The 21,013-nt window shown below is 38.2% G+C and carries 24 protein-coding genes; 17 read left to right on the forward strand and 7 right to left on the reverse strand.

Going from position 1 to position 21,013, the window contains the following annotated elements; all coding sequences use genetic code 11:
• Positions 1-423: 423 nt before the first annotated feature.
• The 3 genes from cysK (at position 424) to JOC49_RS06900 (ending at position 2,734) form a co-directional block, all read left to right on the forward strand.
• Positions 424-1,338: a cysteine synthase A gene (gene cysK, locus JOC49_RS06890; protein WP_204663743.1), complete on the forward strand. Its 915-nt coding sequence runs from the start codon at positions 424-426 to the stop codon at positions 1,336-1,338.
• Positions 1,339-1,347: 9 nt separating this feature from the next.
• Positions 1,348-1,926, forward strand: a complete 579-nt coding sequence (gene epsC, locus JOC49_RS06895) for a serine O-acetyltransferase EpsC (RefSeq protein ID WP_204663745.1) — start codon at positions 1,348-1,350, stop codon at positions 1,924-1,926.
• Positions 1,927-2,008: 82 nt separating this feature from the next.
• Positions 2,009-2,734, forward strand: coding sequence for a 4Fe-4S binding protein (locus JOC49_RS06900; RefSeq protein WP_204663747.1), 726 nt, complete (start codon positions 2,009-2,011; stop codon positions 2,732-2,734).
• Here JOC49_RS06900 and JOC49_RS06905 read toward each other — a convergent pair.
• Positions 2,727-3,578, reverse strand: a complete 852-nt coding sequence (locus JOC49_RS06905; RefSeq protein ID WP_204663749.1) for a PhzF family phenazine biosynthesis protein — start codon at positions 3,576-3,578, stop codon at positions 2,727-2,729. The two genes, JOC49_RS06900 and JOC49_RS06905, sit on opposite strands and share 8 nt — an antisense overlap.
• A complete protein-coding gene (locus tag JOC49_RS06910; RefSeq protein ID WP_204663751.1) occupies positions 3,575-4,111 on the reverse strand; it encodes a Holliday junction resolvase RecU in 537 nt (178 codons plus the stop codon). Before JOC49_RS06910 ends, JOC49_RS06905 begins: the two co-directional genes overlap by 4 nt.
• Before the next feature lie 541 nt (positions 4,112-4,652).
• On the opposite strand from JOC49_RS06910, the gene JOC49_RS06915 reads away from it, so the two are divergent.
• The 4 genes from JOC49_RS06915 to JOC49_RS06930 all read left to right on the forward strand — a co-directional run bounded on the left by JOC49_RS06915 (position 4,653) and on the right by JOC49_RS06930 (position 7,888).
• A complete protein-coding gene (locus tag JOC49_RS06915; protein WP_204663753.1) occupies positions 4,653-4,793 on the forward strand; it encodes a hypothetical protein in 141 nt (46 codons plus the stop codon).
• Between the two features lie 26 nt (positions 4,794-4,819).
• Positions 4,820-5,053: a glutaredoxin family protein gene (locus tag JOC49_RS06920; protein ID WP_204663755.1), complete on the forward strand. Its 234-nt coding sequence runs from the start codon at positions 4,820-4,822 to the stop codon at positions 5,051-5,053.
• Between the two features lie 66 nt (positions 5,054-5,119).
• Complete coding sequence (locus JOC49_RS06925) at positions 5,120-7,609, forward strand: FAD-dependent oxidoreductase (protein ID WP_204663757.1); 2,490 nt, start codon at positions 5,120-5,122, stop codon at positions 7,607-7,609.
• 12 nt (positions 7,610-7,621) lie between these two features.
• Positions 7,622-7,888: a metal-sensitive transcriptional regulator gene (locus JOC49_RS06930; RefSeq protein ID WP_204663759.1), complete on the forward strand. Its 267-nt coding sequence runs from the start codon at positions 7,622-7,624 to the stop codon at positions 7,886-7,888.
• Positions 7,889-7,941: 53 nt separating this feature from the next.
• On the opposite strand, the gene JOC49_RS06935 is transcribed toward JOC49_RS06930, so the two are convergent.
• Complete coding sequence (locus JOC49_RS06935) at positions 7,942-9,111, reverse strand: NAD(P)/FAD-dependent oxidoreductase (RefSeq protein WP_204663761.1); 1,170 nt, start codon at positions 9,109-9,111, stop codon at positions 7,942-7,944.
• 219 nt (positions 9,112-9,330) lie between these two features.
• Here JOC49_RS06935 and rd point away from each other — a divergent pair, with 219 nt between their 5' ends.
• The 7 genes from rd to pcp all read left to right on the forward strand — a co-directional run bounded on the left by rd (position 9,331) and on the right by pcp (position 12,774).
• The gene (rd, locus tag JOC49_RS06940) at positions 9,331-9,489 is read left to right on the forward strand and encodes a rubredoxin (protein ID WP_204663763.1); all 159 of its coding nucleotides are present in this window, start codon (positions 9,331-9,333) and stop codon (positions 9,487-9,489) included.
• Between the two features lie 32 nt (positions 9,490-9,521).
• On the forward strand, positions 9,522-9,935 hold the full coding sequence (locus JOC49_RS06945) for a Fur family transcriptional regulator (protein ID WP_204663765.1): 414 nt from the start codon (positions 9,522-9,524) through the stop codon (positions 9,933-9,935).
• 10 nt (positions 9,936-9,945) lie between these two features.
• Positions 9,946-10,323, forward strand: a complete 378-nt coding sequence (locus tag JOC49_RS06950) for a desulfoferrodoxin (protein ID WP_204663767.1) — start codon at positions 9,946-9,948, stop codon at positions 10,321-10,323.
• 56 nt (positions 10,324-10,379) lie between these two features.
• Positions 10,380-10,889 (forward strand): ferritin, encoded by a 510-nt coding sequence (locus JOC49_RS06955; protein WP_204663769.1) that lies wholly within the window; start codon positions 10,380-10,382, stop codon positions 10,887-10,889.
• A 21-nt stretch (positions 10,890-10,910) separates the two neighbouring features.
• Positions 10,911-11,486, forward strand: a complete 576-nt coding sequence (rbr, locus tag JOC49_RS06960; protein ID WP_204663771.1) for a rubrerythrin — start codon at positions 10,911-10,913, stop codon at positions 11,484-11,486.
• Positions 11,487-11,575: 89 nt separating this feature from the next.
• Positions 11,576-12,136 carry an HDIG domain-containing metalloprotein gene (locus JOC49_RS06965; protein ID WP_204663773.1) on the forward strand — a complete coding sequence of 187 codons (561 nt, stop codon included), beginning with the start codon at positions 11,576-11,578 and terminating at the stop codon, positions 12,134-12,136.
• Entirely contained in the window at positions 12,133-12,774 is a 642-nt protein-coding gene (gene pcp / locus JOC49_RS06970; protein ID WP_204663775.1) for a pyroglutamyl-peptidase I, read from the forward strand. The genes JOC49_RS06965 and pcp overlap by 4 nt, the downstream gene beginning before the upstream one ends.
• Here the strand turns inward: pcp and JOC49_RS06975 are convergent.
• Positions 12,771-13,319 (reverse strand): RNase H family protein, encoded by a 549-nt coding sequence (locus tag JOC49_RS06975; protein WP_204663777.1) that lies wholly within the window; start codon positions 13,317-13,319, stop codon positions 12,771-12,773. The two genes, pcp and JOC49_RS06975, sit on opposite strands and share 4 nt — an antisense overlap.
• 123 nt (positions 13,320-13,442) lie before the next feature.
• Between JOC49_RS06975 and JOC49_RS06980 the strand changes: the two genes are divergently transcribed.
• Positions 13,443-14,579, forward strand: a complete 1,137-nt coding sequence (locus JOC49_RS06980) for a zinc-binding metallopeptidase family protein (protein WP_204663779.1) — start codon at positions 13,443-13,445, stop codon at positions 14,577-14,579.
• Between the two features lie 123 nt (positions 14,580-14,702).
• Here the strand turns inward: JOC49_RS06980 and JOC49_RS06985 are convergent, their stop codons facing one another.
• The 3 genes from JOC49_RS06985 to JOC49_RS06995 form a co-directional block, all read right to left on the reverse strand.
• Positions 14,703-16,481, reverse strand: a complete 1,779-nt coding sequence (locus tag JOC49_RS06985) for a M3 family oligoendopeptidase (RefSeq protein WP_204663781.1) — start codon at positions 16,479-16,481, stop codon at positions 14,703-14,705.
• A complete protein-coding gene (locus tag JOC49_RS06990) occupies positions 16,474-18,249 on the reverse strand; it encodes a M3 family oligoendopeptidase (protein WP_204663783.1) in 1,776 nt (591 codons plus the stop codon). Before JOC49_RS06990 ends, JOC49_RS06985 begins: the two co-directional genes overlap by 8 nt.
• Positions 18,250-18,349: 100 nt before the next feature.
• Positions 18,350-19,474 carry a sensor domain-containing diguanylate cyclase gene (locus JOC49_RS06995; RefSeq protein WP_204663785.1) on the reverse strand — a complete coding sequence of 375 codons (1,125 nt, stop codon included), beginning with the start codon at positions 19,472-19,474 and terminating at the stop codon, positions 18,350-18,352.
• A gap of 111 nt (positions 19,475-19,585) precedes the next feature.
• On the opposite strand from JOC49_RS06995, the gene JOC49_RS07000 reads away from it, so the two are divergent.
• Both JOC49_RS07000 and JOC49_RS07005 read left to right on the forward strand, forming a co-directional pair.
• Positions 19,586-20,032, forward strand: coding sequence for an NfeD family protein (locus JOC49_RS07000; RefSeq protein WP_204663787.1), 447 nt, complete (start codon positions 19,586-19,588; stop codon positions 20,030-20,032).
• A 9-nt stretch (positions 20,033-20,041) separates the two neighbouring features.
• Positions 20,042-21,010, forward strand: a complete 969-nt coding sequence (locus JOC49_RS07005; protein ID WP_204663789.1) for an SPFH domain-containing protein — start codon at positions 20,042-20,044, stop codon at positions 21,008-21,010.
• Positions 21,011-21,013: the final 3 nt, after the last annotated feature.

Genomic DNA, 21,013 nt, shown 5'->3' on the forward strand with positions numbered 1-21,013 from the left:
AAGAAAAAATCCGAAGGTAAACATCATTATGTTGCTAACTCTCATGTTGCTAAAAAATTAATCAGAGTCATTCACCACTTACTGACCAATAACTTGCAATTTTATCCTCAAAAATAGCCAATAATTCAATTTTTATTTCAGTAGATTTCTCTACTTCTTTTTGTCGTGCAATTTTTTAACTTTAATTTTATTTAGATTATTTTGTTTTTTCTATTGACTTCATATAGTTAGTCTCATAAACCTAGTTTATCATAAAAATGAATTTATGGGGAAAATATTAAGTTAATTCTTTAACAATATAACTTAACAAATTGTTATTATTTAATGACTTGACAGTTGGGGAATGACTTATTAAAATGAAAAGAAATTCCTAGTAAAATAATAAGGATTAAAATGTGCACTGTAGAGAGAGGGAAAAAGGGTATGAAATATTTTAAAGCATTAGATTTGATTGGTAAGACGCCAATCGTTAAACTGAATAAAGTGGTAGATGCTACTGAAATGGCAGACATCTACATTAAGTTAGAGGGTTTAAATTTAACAGGCAGTGTTAAGGCGCGTGCGGCTTATGGCATGATTACCGGGGCAGAAAATGAGGGCATACTAAAACCTGGTATGACACTTGTTGAACCAAGTAGTGGAAACACGGGAATAGCGCTGGCCTTAATTGGTAAAATGAAAGGGTATTCAGTGACTATTGTTATGCCTGAAACCATGAGTGTTGAACGTCGCAATATTATAAAAGCTTATGGTGCAAATTTGATTTTAACTGAGGGCGGTAAAGGCATGAGTGGCGCTATTGAGGAAGCCTCAAAGTTGGCTGAAAATGACACCTACTATATGCCTCAGCAGTTTAAGAACAAATACAACGCATGGATTCACTATGAAACCACTTCAGAAGAAATATTGATAGACATGCCAGTATTGGATGCTTTTGTGGCAACAGTTGGAACTGGTGGTACAGTTTCAGGTGTTGGTAAAAAATTAAAAGAAGTTCGACAGTCTGTAGAAATTATTGCTGTGGAGCCTCTGGAATCCAGTGTTTTATCTGGAAATTCTCCTGGACCGCACAAGATTCAAGGAATAGGTGCAGGTTTTAAACCAGATGTTTTGGCGTTAGATGTTATAGATCGGGTCCTTACTGTTTCCAGTGAAGAAGCCTATGAAATGACCCGTCAATTATTTGTAAAAGAAGGCTTGTTTTTGGGAATTTCATCGGGTGCAGCAGTTGTTGCTGCCATTGAAACAGCTAAAAGACTTGGGCCTGGGAAAGTGGTGTTGACCCTGTCTCCAGATAGTGGGGAAAAATATATTTCCAGCCAAGTTTTTACAGAATAGGAGAAAGAAATGTTAAAATCAGCACAACACTATTTAAATCATATTAGGCAGAATGATCCTTCGGTAAGAAGTGGTTTAGAATTAATACTGTATCCAAGCGTCCATGCAATTTTATTGTATCGTGTGGGGAATTGGTTTTATATGCATAAACTGTATTTCTTGGCCCGCTTAATTTCACAAGTGGCACGGTTTTTAACGGGAATTGAAATTCATCCAGGTGCGACGATTGGAAAAGCGCTTTTTATTGATCATGGTATGGGCGTTGTTATTGGTGAAACTTGTGTTATTGGAGACTATGTTACCATTTATCAGGGTGTAACATTAGGGGGCACAGGCAAAGAAAAAGGGAAAAGACATCCAAGTGTAGGAGATCGTGTGGTCATTGGTGCGGGTGCTAAAATTTTGGGACCGATTCACATTGCATCAGGCACAAAAATTGGTGCTGGATCTGTGGTTTTAACAGACACACTTACAGAGTCTACGGCAGTGGGTGTTCCTGCCCGTATTATTGGCGGTAGGCAAAATGCTGTGATTCCCATAGCATCTCATAAAGATAAGATTAGCATTTACAATGATATGGTGATTTAGTAACTTATGTGACAGAAAAACCAAATCATTTCAGTTATGATTCACTTAGAGAGAGAAATTGAGAGCAATGGAGGGTATTTAAGTGAAACGAAATGTGATTGAAATTAATGAAGAACTATGTATTGGTTGTGGGCTTTGTGCTACAGCCTGTTTACAAGGTGCGATTGAAATTATTGATGGGAAGGCAAAATTAACCAGTGACTCTTATTGTGATGGATTGGGAATGTGTTTGCCCAAATGTCCTGTAGATGCAATTCATATGGTAGAGAAAGAAACGGATTCTTTTGATACAACGCGTAAAAATATTAAACTAAAAGAAGGGGGATGTGGTGGTACAGCAATTACCACATTTGACCGTGAATCAGTCCCACTTCAAACCGTTAAAACCATAACGAATACGCAAAAGCCTACAGAATCAAGACAGTCAGTTGAAGGCGTTATACAATCCGAATTGATGCAATGGCCTGTGCAACTTAAACTTGTTAGCGCAAATGCACCTTATTTTCAAAATGCTGATTTGTTAATTGCAGCAGATTGTACAGCTTTTGCCTATGGTGATTTTCACAGAGACTTTATTAAGAATAAGGTTACTGTAATTGGATGTCCGAAACTAGACGACAACCAGTATAATCAAGATAAGATTGCTGAAATATTAAAACAAAATTCGATTAAAAGTATCACTGTGGTGCGTATGGAAGTTCCGTGTTGCAATGGCATTATACATGCAGTTAAAGAAGCCATGTTGGCTGCAAAGTGTATTGTTCCATATTCTGAAGTGGTGATATCAACAGATGGCAGAATTAAATAGTCACCGTTTTAACCCAATGACAGTGCCCCCCGACCCAAATGGATTTTTCTGTTTGGGTTTTTTTTGATTTTATTTGAATTGCACTGGTATGGTTCATGGCAACACCTTGAAGTACAAGCGCTTCAAACAGGTCTTGATTGGGATAAATATGGTGATGTAAATAGGCGGCGAGTGCACCGTTGGAAGTCCCGGTTGCAGATTCTTCATTAATACCATAAAGTGGGGCAAAATTGCGAGCGTAGAGTGTATTGTTTTCAATTGTGAAGACATGGGCACCAACGACATTTAGTTGCTTAGAAACTTGGCTTAGTGCTTCAAATGAAACACTTAGAGCATTCAAATCTTTTTCTGACTTGACTTTTAGGATCAAATCGTCAAGCCCAGTATTCCAAATTTCAATTGGGTAGTGGGCCTCTTCATTTATTTTTATCGAAAAACAAGCTTCAACTTTTTGTCTTTCTACAAGGTTTATCAGTCTAAAATGAGGCGTGGGTTGTTTCATGAATAGTGTGCCATCGCCTTTAATTTCGATTTTAATCATACCAGCCTTTGTCCCAATGTTTAGACTTTTTTTATGTGTTTTACCTAATCTGGACAGCATGTGTATAGAGGCCAATGTGGCATGTCCGCATAGGGGGACTTCATCAGTCGGTGTGAAAAAACGAATTTCGAAATCATAGGCTCCTTTTCCAGAAACAATAAAAGCTGTCTCTGATAGATTCAAAAACGATGCGATTTCTTGCATTTTTTCTTCAGGTGGGTAAACCGCTTCTAAAAGTATAACGCCAGCTGGGTTTCCACCTGTTTCTTGATGGGTAAAACTATTGACGATATAGGCATTCATTTTTGCCCTCCTTTTTGTGCTTTATATGTGACGTAAGTATTAAGCGTGTCCAAATAGTTTAATATGCTGCCGCCTCGACTTGTTTCGATTTTGAACTCCGGTAACATGGCCTTATAGGGGATAGACCTTCTGGAATCGGTTTTCTGATAGTCCAACAAGAGTTCTAGGGGAATTAAATAATAGGAATCATTGAATTTAAAGTGGACAATGATAAAGGCTAAACCGCCTTGTGCTGATACATCTTGCATATAGGTTATTTGATGTGCATGAATATTGCTTAAGGGCAGACTTTTTAAGTGTGTTTCTTTAGCATCGAATGCTATGAAGACCCCTTGCGCGATTCCAATAAAGTCCACAGTTGATTTTTTTTCAAAAAAACCGCGCGTAATGACGCCATTTGAACTGATTTCAGCAACTTTAACGGGCGTGCTAACTTTATCGATTCGACATAAGTTCAATGTATGATAGTATTGGTTCGTCAAAACAATAAGATCTTCAAGTGCATCTCCACGATGACCTCTTTTTCCCCACATAAAACCCCTCCTTTATAGGTTTAGTCTACCATGATTTTGTAAACCTGTGAATAATGAAGCGTGACATGTGGATAAAAGTGTGGATAATGTGTATAAACGAACGTTTGACAAAGTGCATATCGGGTATTTTTAGGATAACGCCCATGAATGAGATGAAATTGGTGAATTTTAGGCATAGTTTGTTAATAAATGTTCGATAATTATTTACACAAAGTTAACATTAGCCTATATTTTTTGAGTTTTGCGTTGATATTAGGTTCACATAATATCGCTGTAAAATGTGGATAGAGTGTTAACAAACTGTTCATATCTTGTTGGTATAAAAAGAATTGACACAGAAAACAAAAACAGGTATCATATGTTTGACCCCCGTTGGGCGGGGGAGGAGGACGTTATGAAATTTACTTTAACTGAGAAGGCGAAGTCTAAGTTAAAACGTGAAAAAAATAGCAAAGATGGGTACCGTGTTGCTGTTATGGGCATTGGCTGAGGTGGCCCAACTTTTGGACTTGTTCGGGACGAACAAAAGGAAAATGATTACATGGAAGAAGTTGAGGGTATCAATATCTTTGCAGATGCAGATCTTATAAACGCTCATTTAGGGTTTAAAATAGACTATTCTAGTTTTATTTTAACCAGAGGGTTTTATATTCAGGCACTTCACTATGGTTCGAGGTGCTAAAGTTTATTATATGGAGGTAGAATTATATGTCTAAAAATGTAGTGGTATTTTCAAGCAATACTTGTGGCTATTGCACAATGGCAAAAGAGTACTTAAATGAAAAGGGTGTCTCTTTTACAGAAAAAAATGTATCAACTGATATCGAAGCGCGTAAGGAACTTATGAGTAAAGGGTTCATGGGTGTACCCGTAATCTATGTAGATGATGAAGTTATTCAAGGTTTCGATAAAGCTAAATTAGACTCACTGTTGGGTTTATAGGACCAGTAATTAGGAGCCCCTCAAGGGCTCTTTTTATTTGAAAACAAACAAAAATGGAGGTTATTGATGAAACAGAAAGTGATTATCGTCGGTGGAGTCGCTGGTGGTGCAAGTGCTGCTGCCCGTTTGAGAAGAGTTGATGAGCAGGCTGAAATCATTATGGTTGAAAGGGGACCATACATATCTTTTGCAAATTGTGGTTTGCCTTATTATATTGGTGGCACAATTGAAGAAAGAAGCGCCTTATTGGTTCAAACACCAGAAGACATGAATGCTAGGTTTCGAGTAGATGTACGTGTGGAAAACGAAGTGCTTTCCATAGATCGAGAAAAGAAAACGGTTCAAATTAGAGACATTAAAGAAGATCGTGTTTATGAAGAATCTTATGACAAACTTGTGCTTTCGCCGGGGTCAACGCCACTTAAACCACCAATACCTGGTATTGATGCGCCAAATATTTTTTCGCTATGGAATATACCGGATGTTGACAGAATAAAAGGGTTTGTGGATGGCATGAAGCCTAAAACAGCAGCAGTGATTGGTGGTGGATTTATAGGTCTTGAAATGGCTGAAAATTTACACGATCTTGGCATGGACGTTTCTGTTGTTGAAATGGCAGACCAAGTTATGGCGCCTGTTGACTTTGAAATGGCACAAATTGTTCACAAGCATATGAAGACCAAAAACGTTAATTTGCTTTTAGGTGATGGTGTTAAGAATTTTGAATACCATAATGGAAAGGCACGTGTAACACTTCAAAGTGGTAATCATATTGAAGTGGATATGGTGATTTTATCTATTGGTGTAAGACCTCAAAGCGAACTTGCTAAGAATGCTGGTCTTGAAATGAATCAAAGAAACGGCATTGTGGTAAATGCGCACATGAAAACGTCGGATGAGAATATATATGCGATTGGTGATGCCATTGAAGTTGTGGATTTTATAAGTGGTGACAAGACAATGGTTCCACTTGCAGGGCCAGCAAATAAGCAAGGCCGAATTTGTGCAGATAATATTGCGGGGATTAATAGTGCCTATAAAGGGACTCAAGGGACCTCTGTCGCCAAAGTTTTTGATTTGACAGTGGCTTCCACAGGTGTTAACGAAAAAACTTTGAAACGCAATGGAAAAGAATATGGCAAGGATTATTACACGACAATTGTGCATCCAAATTCACACGCAGGCTACTATCCAGGTGCTATTCCAATGACATTAAAGTTGATTTTTTCAACGGATGGAAAAGTGCTGGGTGCTCAAAATGTAGGTTATGATGGTGTTGAAAAACGCGTTGATGTGATTGCAACTGCAATTCGTTTTGGCGCAACTGTGTATGATTTGACAGAACTCGAACTTGCCTATGCACCGCCTTACTCATCTGCTAAAGACCCAGTCAATATGGCGGGTTACGTTGGAGAAAATATACTGAAAGGTGTAACAAAGCCTTTTCAATGGCATGAAATTAAAGATGTGGGTGAGGATGTTGTTATCTTGGATGTACGCGAACCCATTGAACGTGATTTAGGGTTTATAACAGGTTCGGTAAATATCCCTGTGGATGAACTTAGGGACCGTTTAAGCGAACTGGACAGAAACAAAAAAATTGTCGTCTACTGTGCGGTTGGCATTAGGGGACATGCGGCATCAAGAATTTTAATGCAAAATGGGTTTGAACATGTGTATAATCTCATGGGTGGCTACGCCACTTATGCGACAACGCTTTGTTTAGAAGATACAGCACTTTGTGGTGGTATTTCTTATGACGACGAAATTCATTTGTCTGAATCTGGCGATATTGAAGATACAAGAGAAATTCATGCCCACGATGCGAAGGTTGTAAAGCTTAATGCTTGTGGACTTCAGTGTCCAGGTCCAATCATGCAAGTGAGTAAATCAATTGCTGAAATGGATGCAGGCGATATTTTAGAGGTTAAGGCCACTGATCCTGGCTTTATGAGTGATATTGGTGTATGGTGCAATAAAACTGGGAACACATTAATTGAATCCGGTAAAGAGGACAAACAGTTCTACGCCCAAATACGAAAAGGAACTAAAAAACCTGCAGTTAAAGAGCGCGTTGAAAACCCGAATGATGATAAGACCATGGTGGTTTTTAGTGGCGACTTGGATAAGGCAATTGCATCTTTGATTATTGCAAATGGTGCTGCTTCAATGGGGAAAAAAGTTACGATGTTTTATACATTCTGGGGATTAAATGTGTTAAGGCGTCCGGAAAAAGTCAATGTCAAGAAAGACTTTATGAGCCGAATGTTCAGCAGTATGATGCCAAGAGGCACGCAAAAGTTAGGACTTTCAAAGATGAATATGTTTGGGATGGGTCCTAAAATGATTCGCTCCGTTATGAAAAAGCACAATGTGGACTCATTGGAGGATCTTTTGAAAATGGCGATGGACAATGGCATCAAAATGGTTGCTTGTAACATGTCCATGGACCTTATGGGCATTACAAAGGAAGAACTCATTGATGGTGTTGAACTCGGTGGTGTTGCAACCATGCTTGGTGCAGCTGAAGATTCAAATATGAGTATGTTTATCTAATGGGAGTTGACCATGACTGAAAGAGAAGAAAGTAAAAAAAAGATAATCAACCGCCTTCGGACGATAAAAGGCCATGTGCAAGGGATCGAGAAAATGGTCGAAGAAGACAAAGGGTGTGAAGATGTGTTGGTCCAAATTGCGGCGATTAAACAATCAATTCATAAGGTTGGTCTTGCAATTATGGAGCAGCAAGCCAGCAGCTGTTTTTCGCTTGATGACCATGTAGACAAAGAAAAGATGGAAGAATTGATTCGTTTAATGTTCAATTATTCCAAATAAGAAAACGGTTCATAGAGACCATTTGTTTGGACTCTATGAACCGTTTTTTTCTTTTATAAAGAACCTAAAAATTCGGATTTGTGTGTTTTTGAAAGCAATGCTTTTTTGAGTTTAGCGGATTTTGAAATGTCATCTAGAAGAATTCCGCCCACAATAACATCGTCTACAAAATAGTACTTTTCAAAATGAGTGTCATCTTGATTTTTATGGGTTTCGTAATTTAAGCCAGGATTGCCACCGACATCTCCAATTGAAAATAGGCGCATATTCATACCACTATAAATATTGAATGGGACGATAGGGTCATATACAGCGCGCTTGCCAATGGCGTTAAGTCCAGCAATTTTTCCCTGATCAGTTGCTTCAGGCCATATGGCATAGTTGATGCCTTTAAATTCAGCACAATCACCTGCTGCAAATATATTTTCATAATTTGTACGCATATGATCATCAACGCATATGCCGCGATCGGTTTTTATACCTGCAGCTTTGGCCAATTTTATGTCAGCTCTTACGCCGATAGAAAATGCGACAAAATCTGCCTCAATTGTGGCACCGTTCCCCAACTCAACGCTTTCTGCCTTAGTATCACCTAAAACGGCTTTTGTCTGTACACCTTTTATAACATGAATGCCAGCAGCTTCTACTTTTTGTTCAAAAATTTCTGAAGCTTCAGGATCAAGTTGTCTCGGCAAAAGCCTATCCATCATTTCAATGACATCGACTGATAGGCCGGCCTTGATAAGTTGCCACCCTAGTTCCAAGCCAAGCAAACCACCACCAATAATGGCTGTTTTTTTGGCCTTCATTGCCATTTGTTTTATAGTCTCGGCATCTTCTAAAGTTCTTAAGGAAATTACATTTTCAAGATCTGCCCCAGGCATTGGTGGAATAAAGTTATTGCTTCCTGTTGCAAGAATTAGAACATCATAGTGTAATTTTTGCGTACCTATGCTGACTTGATTGGTATCGGGATGAATTTCGGTCACAGTTTTTCCGTTAATGAAGTCAACATGGTTATCAGAATACCATGAAAGTTCGTGTAGATAAAACCTTTTTGGAAGTTTAGCTTCACTAAGATATTCTGAAAGCATCGGTCTGTAATATGCTGGCGTTGGCTCACTTGAAATTACAGTAACATGATGCGATTCTTGTGATTTTAAGATTTCTTCTAGAGCGGCATTTCCAGCAGCCCCATTTCCAATAATAATTTTCTTCGACATTAATCTACCTTCCCTTCTTTTGCTGAATCATTGTGACTAAAAAGTTTATACCAAAAAAAATTGCTTTCAACCAAATTAAAATATTTTTGTTATTTCCAGAGATTAAGGGTATAAGAGTAGAGGACTGTTGACAAAAGAATAGTGTCGTGGTATTATCAAGTTGTATTCAGTACAAACTGATAATTAAACAGCCAAAAAAAATATAAGGAGTGTAAGCGTATGAAGTATGAATGTGTAGCATGTGGTTATATCTATGATCCTGAAATTGGCGATCCAGACGGTGGGATTGCGCCAGGTACTGCTTTTGAAGACATTCCAGAGGACTGGGTTTGTCCACTTTGCGGTGTAGGCAAAGATATGTTTGAGCCAGTGGCTTAAACCTTTGATTGAAAGTGTGGGAAGGTGAGTTTATGCAATCTGCAAGTGTAATCGATTTTTTTAAGGCGCACGGTATTAAGCCATCGTTTCAGCGCATAAAAATTTACGAATATCTTTTATCAAGTAAAGAACATCCAACTGTGGATGTCATTTATAGTGCATTAAATAGTGAAATTCCCACACTTTCAAAAACAACTGTCTATAACACTTTGAAAGTATTTATTGAAAAAGGGATCGCTATGGCGATAACCATTGATGAAAATGAAGTGCGTTATGATGCAGAAATGAGAGTACATGGCCATTTCAAATGTGAAATGTGCCAGAAAATATATGATTTTGATGTCGACATTGACCATATTTCTGGTGAAGCGTTAAATGATTTCGACATCTATGATCAGCAAATGTTTTTTTACGGGGTTTGTAAAAAATGTAAAAAGAACGCATAAGGAGGAACTGATGAAAAGATTAAACGTGTATAAGTGTGAAGAATGCGGTAACATTGTAGAAGTTCTGAACTGGGGTGGCGGCGAATTGGTTTGCTGTGGCGAGCCAATGATTTTAATTGAAGAGAAGTCGGCGGATTCAACAACAGAGAAACACGTTCCAGTTGTTGAGAAAATTGAAGGTGGCTATAAAGTTACTGTTGGGTCTACTTTGCATCCGATGAAGGAAGAGCATTACATTCAATGGATTGAACTGGTGACTGAAAATGAAACGTTAATTACGTTTTTAAATCCTGGTGATGAACCAGTTGCTATTTTCAAAACCGACGAGAAGGCAATTATGGCAAGAGAATATTGTAACCTTCACAGTTTGTGGAAAAATGAATTGTAATAAACCTTATGGCGTTTGAAGTTGATTTCAAACGTCCTTTTATGAAGGAGAGTCGTATGATTAATAAGAGACTGGAAGATGCCATCAATCAGCAAATTAACGCTGAATTGTACTCGGCATATCTGTATTTAGCAATGGCATCGTATTTTGAAGAAACCAATTTATCAGGGTTTGCCAACTGGATGCGTGTTCAATTTGAAGAAGAACAATTTCATGCAATGAAATTTTTAGATTACTTGATTGAGAGAGGCGGACGCGTTAAATTGGAAGCCATTGATAAGCCAAGATTTGAGTGGAAAGATGCAATAGAAGTATTTGAAGAGACACTTGAACATGAAAAACACGTTACAAGTTTGATCAATGATATTGCTGAAATTGCAGAAGTTGAAAAAGATCGACCAACTCAAAATATGTTAATTTGGTTTATAGATGAACAAGTGGAAGAAGAAGCGACTGCTGAAAAAATATTGAATGAATTAAAACTAATTGGTGGTGGTGGACATGGCATGCTTATGATGGATAGAGAGCTGTCAGCAAGAGTATTTACACCGCCAGTTAAGGCATAAAATTAAGGGAGGTATTTTAAAATGGCGCGTATTAAAGGAACTCAAACAGAGCAAAATTTACTAAAGGCATTTGCAGGAGAATCTCAAGCGAGAAATCGTTACCAGTTGTTTGCCAAACAAGCAGAAAAAGAAGGTTATCGTCAGATTGCTGATTTCTTTATGGAAACTGCAGATAATGAGCGCGTTCACGCGGGGAGATTTTTTAGTTTTTTAGAGGGTGGCGATGTTGAAATTACAGCAACTTATCCTGCTGGCATTGTTGGAACGACACTTGAAAACCTTAAGGCAGCAGCAATGGGAGAGAATGAGGAGTGGAGTGAACTCTATCCGGAATTTGCTAAAATTGCGAAGGAAGAAGGATTTCCAAAAGTTGCAGCAGCGTTCGAGTTTATTGCCAAAGCTGAAATTGAGCATGAAAACAGGTATTTGAAGCTTGCTGAAAATATTGAAAAGGATTTAGTTTTTAAAAGAGGCGAAGTGGTTCGTTGGAAATGTAATAAGTGTGGTTATGTGCATGAAGGCACTGAGGCGCCAGAAAAATGTCCAACTTGTCTTCACCCAAAAGATCACTTTGAACTTAAAGAATCAAATTATTAAGTGTTACTAAAGAAACAAAGAAGCCTGAAAATTGATTTGGGCTTCTTTTTAGTTTATGATAGAGATATCTAGAATATAGGAGGGGGATTATGAACCGACAAATAGCATTAGAATGGTTAAAAGAGAACGTTTCAAGTGAAAGTCTTTTAAAACATTGTTATGCAGTAGAAGCTGCAATGAGAGCGTATGGACGTTTCTATGATGAAGACGTAGAACGATGGGGCATGTGCGGTCTACTTCACGACATTGATTTTGAACGTTATCCAGATGAACATCCTTTAGTGGGTGTGGAATGGCTTAAAGAGAAAGGATTTGATGAAGAATTTGTGGTTGCTGTTAAAGCACATGGTGATCATACACACACACCTCGTGAAACACACCTCGCAAAGGCTTTGTATGCGGTAGATGAACTTGCAAGTTTTATTATTGCGGTTGCATTGGTACGACCAGATAAACTTCAGGGAATGACCCCTAAATCGGTTAAGAAAAAATTGAAAGATAAGGCTTTTGCTAGAGCCGTCGATCGAGAGGGCATACAAAAAGGCGCTGAGGCAATGGGTGTAGATTTAACAGACCATATTTCAAGGCTAATTGAAGCCTTACAAGTTCGCGAAGAGGAATTGTCTGAACAAGGGGTATCTTTGCTATGAAATTCTTAATAACAGGGTTTGAGCCTTTTGGGAGAGAATCTATTAATCCGGCATGGGAGGCTGTGTCGCAATTAAAATCAGAATACATGGGCCACCTTGTGGTTGTTGAGGAAATCCCAGTTGTGTTTGGAGCGTCTATTGATAGACTGATTGAGCGTATTGAATTGCATCAACCAGATGTGGTTTTATGTATTGGTCAGGCTGGTGGACGTGCAACTTTATCTGTAGAGCGTGTTGCCATCAACATTAATGATGCTCGGATGCCGGATAATAAAGGAAATGCGCCCATAGATGAACCTATTGAACAAAGTGGACCGGACGCCTACTTTACCAATCTGCCAATAAAGGCAATTGTTAAAACGCTTGGTGAATATCATATACCAACGAGCATTTCAAACTCTGCTGGAACGTATGTGTGCAACCACTTGATGTATGGGCTTTTGCATTTTATTCACACGATGAAACCGAATATTAGAGGCGGGTTTATCCATGTGCCATATGCACCATCCCAAGTTGTCGATCGGCCAGGAACGGCTTTTATGCCAGTAGATATGATGCTTGAAGGGTTGGAACGAATGATTGAAGTTATAGCCGTTACAGATTCTGATATAAAAAAAGCGGATCATGCGATCCACTAAAGTTTTTTATAGGGGGCCATACCCAGATTGGCCAGTTCATCTGCTTTGTGATTGAGTTCTATAAGCGATTTAAATGCTTCTATGCTAATGTCGGTTTGATTGTCTTTGTTAAATTTTGCATGCCATTTCAAAACGTCTGAAGACTTGTCCAGATCCAGATGGCCCTTGATTTTAAAAAACGTGACAGTTTCAAAAGAATGGACCAAATCAATTAAAATTTGCCAAAGGGACTTGTTTTCAACAGGTTCCTTTTTTGACGTCAGCCACCCATTTATAAGCCATTTTCTGTACCATCCATTTCTAAAGCAATTGACGACATAAGCGCTGTCGGAATAGATTTCCACATGAAGTGATTTTGATTTCAGACACTTTAAAGCCTCTATTGCTGCAGTTAACTCCATTATGTTATTGGTTGTTTGGTCTGAGCCACCATAGATTGTTTTTTCTTCAGTTTGATACTTTAAGACTGCGCCCCAGCCACCAACATTTTCTGTTTTGCCATTTCCTGAACAAGCACCGTCACACACAATAATTACTTTTTTCATAAGCCACCTCGTCCTCATTATAACAGCCTCTCTATAGAATGACAACGCTCTAAAATGGAAGTTGTCAAAATTCGGATATAGTGAGATAATAAGAAAAACCTATACTTGGAAAAGGATGATTGTATGACAGAATATAAGACAAGAGCCTATAATAACTATTCAGAAATGTTAAAAAGCATGGCTGAATCACAAATTCAGTATACTTTTACAGATAATGGAAAAGATGAAACGGTTATATTATACGCACAACTTAAAACGTGGGATCGGTACGCTTTAGATATTTTTGAGACGGTATTGAAAGAACCTTCCGTATTTGATTACAATCTACTGTGTGTCATAGATGGTGGTATGTCACCTTCAATAGAAGGGATTAAAGAGATCGTATCTCGGTTGGATGCCACTGTGGCGATTCTATTAACTTGTGTGCCACAAGAAATGGCGGATCCGGATATTTACACCTTATTTGACTCCACTTTGGGGAATATAAAGCCTTATATTTTTGTGAGAGGCACACATGCCCATCCTGACATTCCGTTTAGTGGCCTTGGAACAATTGGTATATTATCTGAAATTATTAAGGCCATTGAACTCAATACTGAAATGAGCGATTTGGATCAAGGACATATGGTAGCGCCGCCAAGATTTATATCTCAAAAGTATGCACAGACAGATGGACTGCCTCAATACGGTGTTGCCATGTTCAACTGGTCTTTTATGGATGGTGATCTGGGTCGAAAATTTGGTCAGCTTAAATCTTTGTGTGAATGGTCGTTTGAAGATGCTATAAATCAGTACAATTATGCATTCAATGAGTTTTTAAGAAAACAAAAGAAGCCAAGTTATGAGTGCTGCCAAGATTTTGATGTTACTGTAAAATATGCACCTAATATTTTGTTTCCCAGCCATAACAGTCTTGATTATGGGGACTATTTGTTAGAAAATGCATCTGAGATTACAGGGCCGTTTAGTACAGACAAACCCTTTGTTGCAATTGGACTTTTACCGGAGTTAGTTCCACCTTCGATTGAAACCTTTGAAAACAAAAGTAAGTTGGAAGCTTTTTATGATAAGGTTCAAGAAGGTAATCAACACATAAACCGAAAAAGATGGTCAAATATTTCGGTGCCAGCATCTCAAATGGGTTATCCACATATCAATTTAGGGCCCGGGTATTTGGAATCCTATGAGCGTGTCGTTGAAGAACACGTTAAAACAAGGATTCCAAACCTTATAATTCGCATGTTAAAAGCCAATGAATAATCATTGGCTTTTCTTTTTATCCCCACTGTAAAGGGTTAAAATTAACATGATTTCAACAGGAAATACACGCAAATGTGGATAACTCTGTGGATAGTGTGGGCAAACATTCGTTTGGTGTTTAACTTATAACGCTTTGTTCACAATTGATTCAAAAGCATCAACATCATTTTTTATTTGTTCAAGGGATGCTTTCCAAAATGCTTTGTCTGTTGGATCGATGTTTGCCAATTGACAGACATCGTAAATACGCATTTTACCAGTTGCTTTTAGAAGTGCATCATATTCTGGGATAAAGGCATCTCCTTTTTCTTTGTAAACGGCATAGAGCCCTCTTGCAAAAAGAAGTCCAAAGGCATAAGGGAAGTTGTAAAAATTTCTCGATGCATAGTAATAATGTGTTTTATTAAGCCACATATAAGGGTGTAAATGTGTATGATCTAAGGCGTTACCATAAGCTTTCTTTTGAGAATCCAGCATAATTTCTTTAAACTCATCAACAGAAAGCGGATGGTCTTTGCGGGTTTCAAAGATTTGAGATTCAAAGTAAAACCTTGATAAAATATCGACGACGACGCTGGTAGCACCCTGGAGGCTGTTTTCAAGTATGGAAAGTGCCAATGTCTCGTCTGCTTCTTTAAGTACAGCGTTTCTTACGATGGTTTCGCAAAATATTGAGGCAGTTTCTGCAAGTGGCATTGGGTAACTTGTGTTGAGAATACTTTCAGTCATAATTCGATCGCCATGAAAACCATGTCCCAGTTCATGTGCTAGGGTTAAAACGTTTTTTAACTTACCCGTAAAATTAGTTAAAATGCGACTTTCTCCAATGCTGGGAATATTTGAACAAAATGCACCTCCGACTTTACCGGCACGTGGTTCAAAGTCAACCCAATCATTGTCAAAACTTTTTTTTGCAAAACTGTGCAGATCTTCAGAAAAATCGCCAAAATACTTGAGTATAAAAGTCTTTGCTTCTGCTATTGTAAATTCTTGATCCATTTGAACGACAGGGGCATAAATGTCGTAAAAAGGCATTGGACCTTTATTGCCCAGTAATTTTGATTTAGCCAATAAATAGCGTCTAAATACGGGAAGATATTCTTCCATGGATTCAATCATGGCGTTTAGAATTTCAGTATCCATTCTGGCGTTGAAAAGCGTTTCATCAAGTGGGCTATCAAAGCCTCTAAGATCTGAAAGTGTAAGGACTTCCCCTTTGATACCATTTAATGCAGCAGCAGATATTTCCGCATGGGTTTCATAGGCTTTGAGTTCGGTTTCATATCCCAATTGGCGCATTTTAGGGTCACTTGAGAAAGCGAGGTTTCTTATTTTCATAATTGGCCATTCTTCAGTAGTGCCATCTATTTCAATGGGAAAAGTCAATTGCGATGCTGTTTTACTTTGTAGTGTTTCCCATGCGCTGGAACCTGTAAGCTTCATTTTGCTGATTAATATTTCTTCAGCATCACTTAGCATATATTTTGTAGAAGAAATAGCTTCTTTAAGGAAAAACTCATGTTCTTTTATGAGCGGTGACGCTTCACATGCTGATTTAAGGTCAAAATCTTTCAATGCTCTTTTGAAGACGACCATAGGTGCCGTTAATTTTGATTGGACGTTTTGAATCTTGTTGACCAAACCGATTGCCTTTGTGTTTTTTGAATCTGTTGCAAAGGTAAGATGGCCAAAAGCGTAGAGCTTTCTCAGCAAAGTGGTGTCTTCAATTAAATAGTTTATAAATTGTGTCACAAGTTCTACTGAGATGGGTGATGCCTTGTCCACTTCTTCAATCCAACTCCTGTATTTTGGAAGGAGAGCGTCAGCCCTGTCTAAATCCGACTTGAAAAGTTTTGAGTCGAAAGATGGATAGAGTGCATCCAAGTTCCATTTGTCATTCATTTGTGTGCTCCTTTCCCGCTAAATCAATAAAAGTATCAATGTCATTTTCTAAAATTTCCAAAGATGAAATCCAAAATTCAGTAGATTCTACGTCAATATCCATAATCTTACACACTTCTGTAATTGACATTTTTCCCGATGCTGCCAAAAGGGAATCGTATTTGGATTTAAAAAACTCAGGATTTTCAATATATTTTGCATAGAGTCCCTTTGCGAACAAAAGGCCAAACGCATATGGAAAATTGTAAAAATTTAATCCAGCTGAATAATAATGCGGTTTAATCAACCACATGTAGGGATTTAAAACGTTGATGTCCAAACCTTCCCCATAAGCTTTTATCTGAGCATCTGTCATGAGTTTGTTAAGTTCTTGAACAGAAAGTGGGTGGTCTGTTCTTGTGTCGAAAAGAGTCGATTCAAAAGTATACCTTGAATAAATATCACAAATAACTTGCGTCGCATCCTGTAAAGAATTTTCAAGTACAGTAATGGCTTCTGCATCAGATGCCACTTTAAGCGCGGCGTTGTTGACGATGGTTTCACAGAAGGTTGATGCAGTTTCAGCAAGTGGCATAGGATAATGTGTATTGAGGATGCTTTCTTCTGATATGCAGGTGGCGTGATAGCCATGGCCAAGTTCGTGCGCGAGTGTCGTAACATCGCCTAGATTTCCTGTGTAGTTGAGAAGAATTCTGAACTCACCTATGCTGTGTTGTGATGCACAGAAGGCACCACTAACTTTCCCTTTTTTGGGTTCAACATCAATCCAATTGAGATCAATGGCTTTTTGTGCAGTATCCGCTAATCGGTCGGAAAAAGTTCTAAAGTGATCTACAACAAATTTTCGACCTTCTTCAAAGGTGTATTGTTTAGAAGCATTTCCAATTGGTGCGAATAAGTCGTAGAAAGGCAAACCATTTTCGTAGCCTAACAAACCAGCTTTTGTTTTTAGATAGCGGTGAAAACTAGGCAGTTTATGCTCAATAGCGTCAAGCATGGCCTTAAGTGTTTTCTGTGTCATCCGAGAATTTTCAAGTGTCATTTCAAGTGGGCTATTATACCCTCTGAGTCTTGAGACTTCAATGACTTCTCCTTTGATGCTGTTAAGTGCCATGGCAACGGCCTCATCAATTTTGCCATAGGCTTTAAGCTCAGCTTCATATGCCGCTTTTCGGGTGGCTTTTGAAGTGCTAGAAGCTAAATTTCGAACGGATGAAATTGGGAGTTCCTGTACGGTTCCTTTGAGTTCAATAGAAGCCATTAAGCCAGAAACCAACTTGCTCTGGAGAGTAGACCAAGCATTGGAGCCTGTTAGCTTGAGTTTGGAAATTAAAATTTCTTCAGGTTCTGATAACATATGGGATGCTTTTATCTGTGCTTCTTTTAGAATAAAAGCATATTTTTTTAATGTCTCGGAATGCTCAATCATGGTATCTAGAGAATCCAATTGACTTAAGAATTTTGTAAGCCGTGCGTTAGCTGGTGTTGTTTGAGAAATGAGTCCCATAAGATGGTTTTTGTTTTTAAGGGCCTCTTCGTTACCGGTATCGGTTGAGAAGTTTAGGTTACAAAAACCAATTAGGCGACTGCCCAAAAGTTCTACTTTTTCTAATGTTAAATAGAATGTTTCTAGTGTGTGTACATCTGATAGGGTGGTTGAAATCACATTTAAATTTTCAATTTCTTTTTCAAATTGAGTGATGTCTTCCCTAAAGGTGTGCGAATCGAATCCGGTATAAATTGATTCTAGTGACCACTTATAATTCATGATTGCCTCCAAAATTATTTTGACTTACGAATTAATTATAGCATGAATTGTCTAAAAATTTAAAAAAATCTGTATGAAGGCTTTGACCTTCATACAGATTTTAAAATAAGAGTGGTTTTCTGTGTTTTTCTTTATATTGATACATACGAACGTCTGCAATACGTACGAGAACTTCATAGACCATAGAGTCTTCTGGGGAACTGGCAATGCCATAACTAAAACTCATAGGGACGGAGATGCCTTGATGTGTGATTTTTTTTGCTTCAGTTAGGGTTACGATTTCACGCATTTTTTCTTCTACCTTGGCAGGGGGAAGATTTCTGAAAAGAATTGCAAATTCATCACCACCCACTCTGGCAAAAATATCGGATTCTTTAAGTAGCCCTTGAATTGTTTTTGAAAATTCCACAAGCAATTGGTCACCTGCTGAATGGCCAAAATGATCGTTGATCAGTTTCAAATTATTGAGGTCACACATGACTAAAGAATAGGATTCCATGTTATCTAAGGTATGGGTCCGATAGGCCTTGAATAATTTTTCAAAATAACTTCTACTATAGGTACCTGTCAGACTATCAAATTTGGATAAATTTATAGTTTCTTCAATTAAATGTTTGTTTTTAAGTGCAATTGCAATATGATTTGCAAAATGGTGAATCACTTTTTGATCTGTTTCGTCAAAAGTGTTGGACAGTTCGCTGTCAATGTTTAAAATTGCGACAATCTTTTGATCGAGAACAACAGGCGTTGAAAGTGTTTCTTTTATCTCGAGTCCGCCAGCCTTGGCCAGTGAGGAATTTACAGATGGATCAAGAAATTTGGAATCGTGTAGGGAAACGTCCCGAATAAGTGTCGGCAAATCGTAGTTGCCTTCTGCATTTTTATAAAGAAAAGTTTCTTCTAGTGTAAAGGATACCTTTTGAAGTTGCTCGAGATCATAGCCAATACATGTTTTATACTCATAACGGCCGGTTAAATCATTGTAGATTAGAAAACTGGCACGTGTGGCTTTTGGAATGGTGCCCAATGCCAATTCCAATAGTTTGTGAGAGTAGTCATCGAGATGGTCCATTTTAACAAACAGTTTTCCTATGGATAGAAGTGTGTCTAGGACACCTTTTCGATTTTGTATGTCATGATGAAGTTTTTTTGATAAGTTATATTGATAGATATTGGCAATGAGCAATATAAGCGTTAGTGCGCCTAAAATTAATAAATAAGGCATGGATTTCCCCTCTTTTCCATGAAAAATATTTTAAATTTGTAATTTCTTAAGGTTTTCTTAATATATTAAGTGTATAACAGTAGTATAACATTTTTGAAAGGAGGCGTGGAGATGTCATTTGATCCGATTGTAATTACATGGGCTGTTTTAATAGTAGTGTTTACCATAGCTGAAGCCGCAACGTTAGGATTGACATCCATTTGGTTTGCAGTTGGAGCCCTTGCAGGACTTATTACAGCAGCACTTGGATTCAATATCATTGTTCAGATTGTTGTTTTTATTATCGTTGCAACTATTTTGATAATATACACACGTCCAATTGCTAAAAAAGTGCTTCGGATTGGGAAAAACAAAACCAATATTGATGCCTTGATTGGACGCACCGGTTTGGTGGTTAAACCAATTGAGCCGCAACAAACCGGACAGGTTAAATTGGGTGGACAAATTTGGACAGCTAAAGGGCCTGGGGATGAATCTTTTGCAATGGATGAAATTGTGGAAGTACTGGCAATAGAAGGCGTTAAGTTAATTGTAAAAAAGAATGAAACTAAAAACTAGGAGGGTATTATGGGTTATTTTGTTTTAATTGGTCTTGCGATTTTCGCATTGCTGCTCGTTATTTTGAACATTAAGATTGTACCACAATCAAACGCTTATGTTATTGAAAGACTTGGTGCCTATGATTCAACATGGGAAACGGGACTTCACTTTAAAGTGCCGCTGTTAGACCGTGTGGCGAAGAAGGTGACACTTAAGGAGTTGGTGGTCGATTTTCCACCACAACCTGTAATAACGAAAGACAATGTTACAATGAAAATCGATACTGTTGTGTATTATCAGATTACAGATGCTAAACTTTACACCTATGGCGTTTCTCAACCGATTGTTGCAATTGAAAATTTAACAGCAACAACACTTAGAAATATTATTGGTCAATTGGAACTGGATGAAACGTTAACTTCAAGAGACCTTATCAATACACAGATGAGAAGCATCTTGGATGAAGCAACTGACCCATGGGGTATTAAAGTTAATCGTGTTGAAGTCAAAAACATTTTGCCACCGAAGGACATTCAAGAGGCAATGGAAAAACAAATGCGTGCAGAACGTGAAAGAAGAGAATCTATTTTGCGTGCAGAAGGCGAAAAACGTGCTGCTATCCTTACAGCTGAAGGTCGTAAAGAAGCGGTTATACTAAATGCTGAAGCAGACAAACGTTCCGCAATTCTAAAGGCAGAAGCGCGTAGAGAAGCACAAATTCGTGAAGCTGAAGGTGAGGCGGAAGCAATCTTGAAAGTTCAACAGGCAACAGCTCAAGGCCTTGAAATGATTAAGAAAGCTGGTGCAGATCAAGCGGTCTTAACCATCAAAAGTTTTGAAGCACTTGCTAAGGTTGCCAATGGTAATGCAACAAAACTCATTATCCCATCAGAACTTGGTGGCGTTGCAAATTTAGTGGCGAGCATTTCTGAAGTTTCTAACTTCAATAAAGAAGCGAATGCAGGTCTTGCTGCGGATGACAGTATCGAAGCATAACCG

This window comes from Fusibacter tunisiensis (genome assembly GCF_016908355.1).
GTDB classification, from domain to species: Bacteria; Bacillota; Clostridia; order Peptostreptococcales; family Acidaminobacteraceae; genus Fusibacter_D; species Fusibacter_D tunisiensis.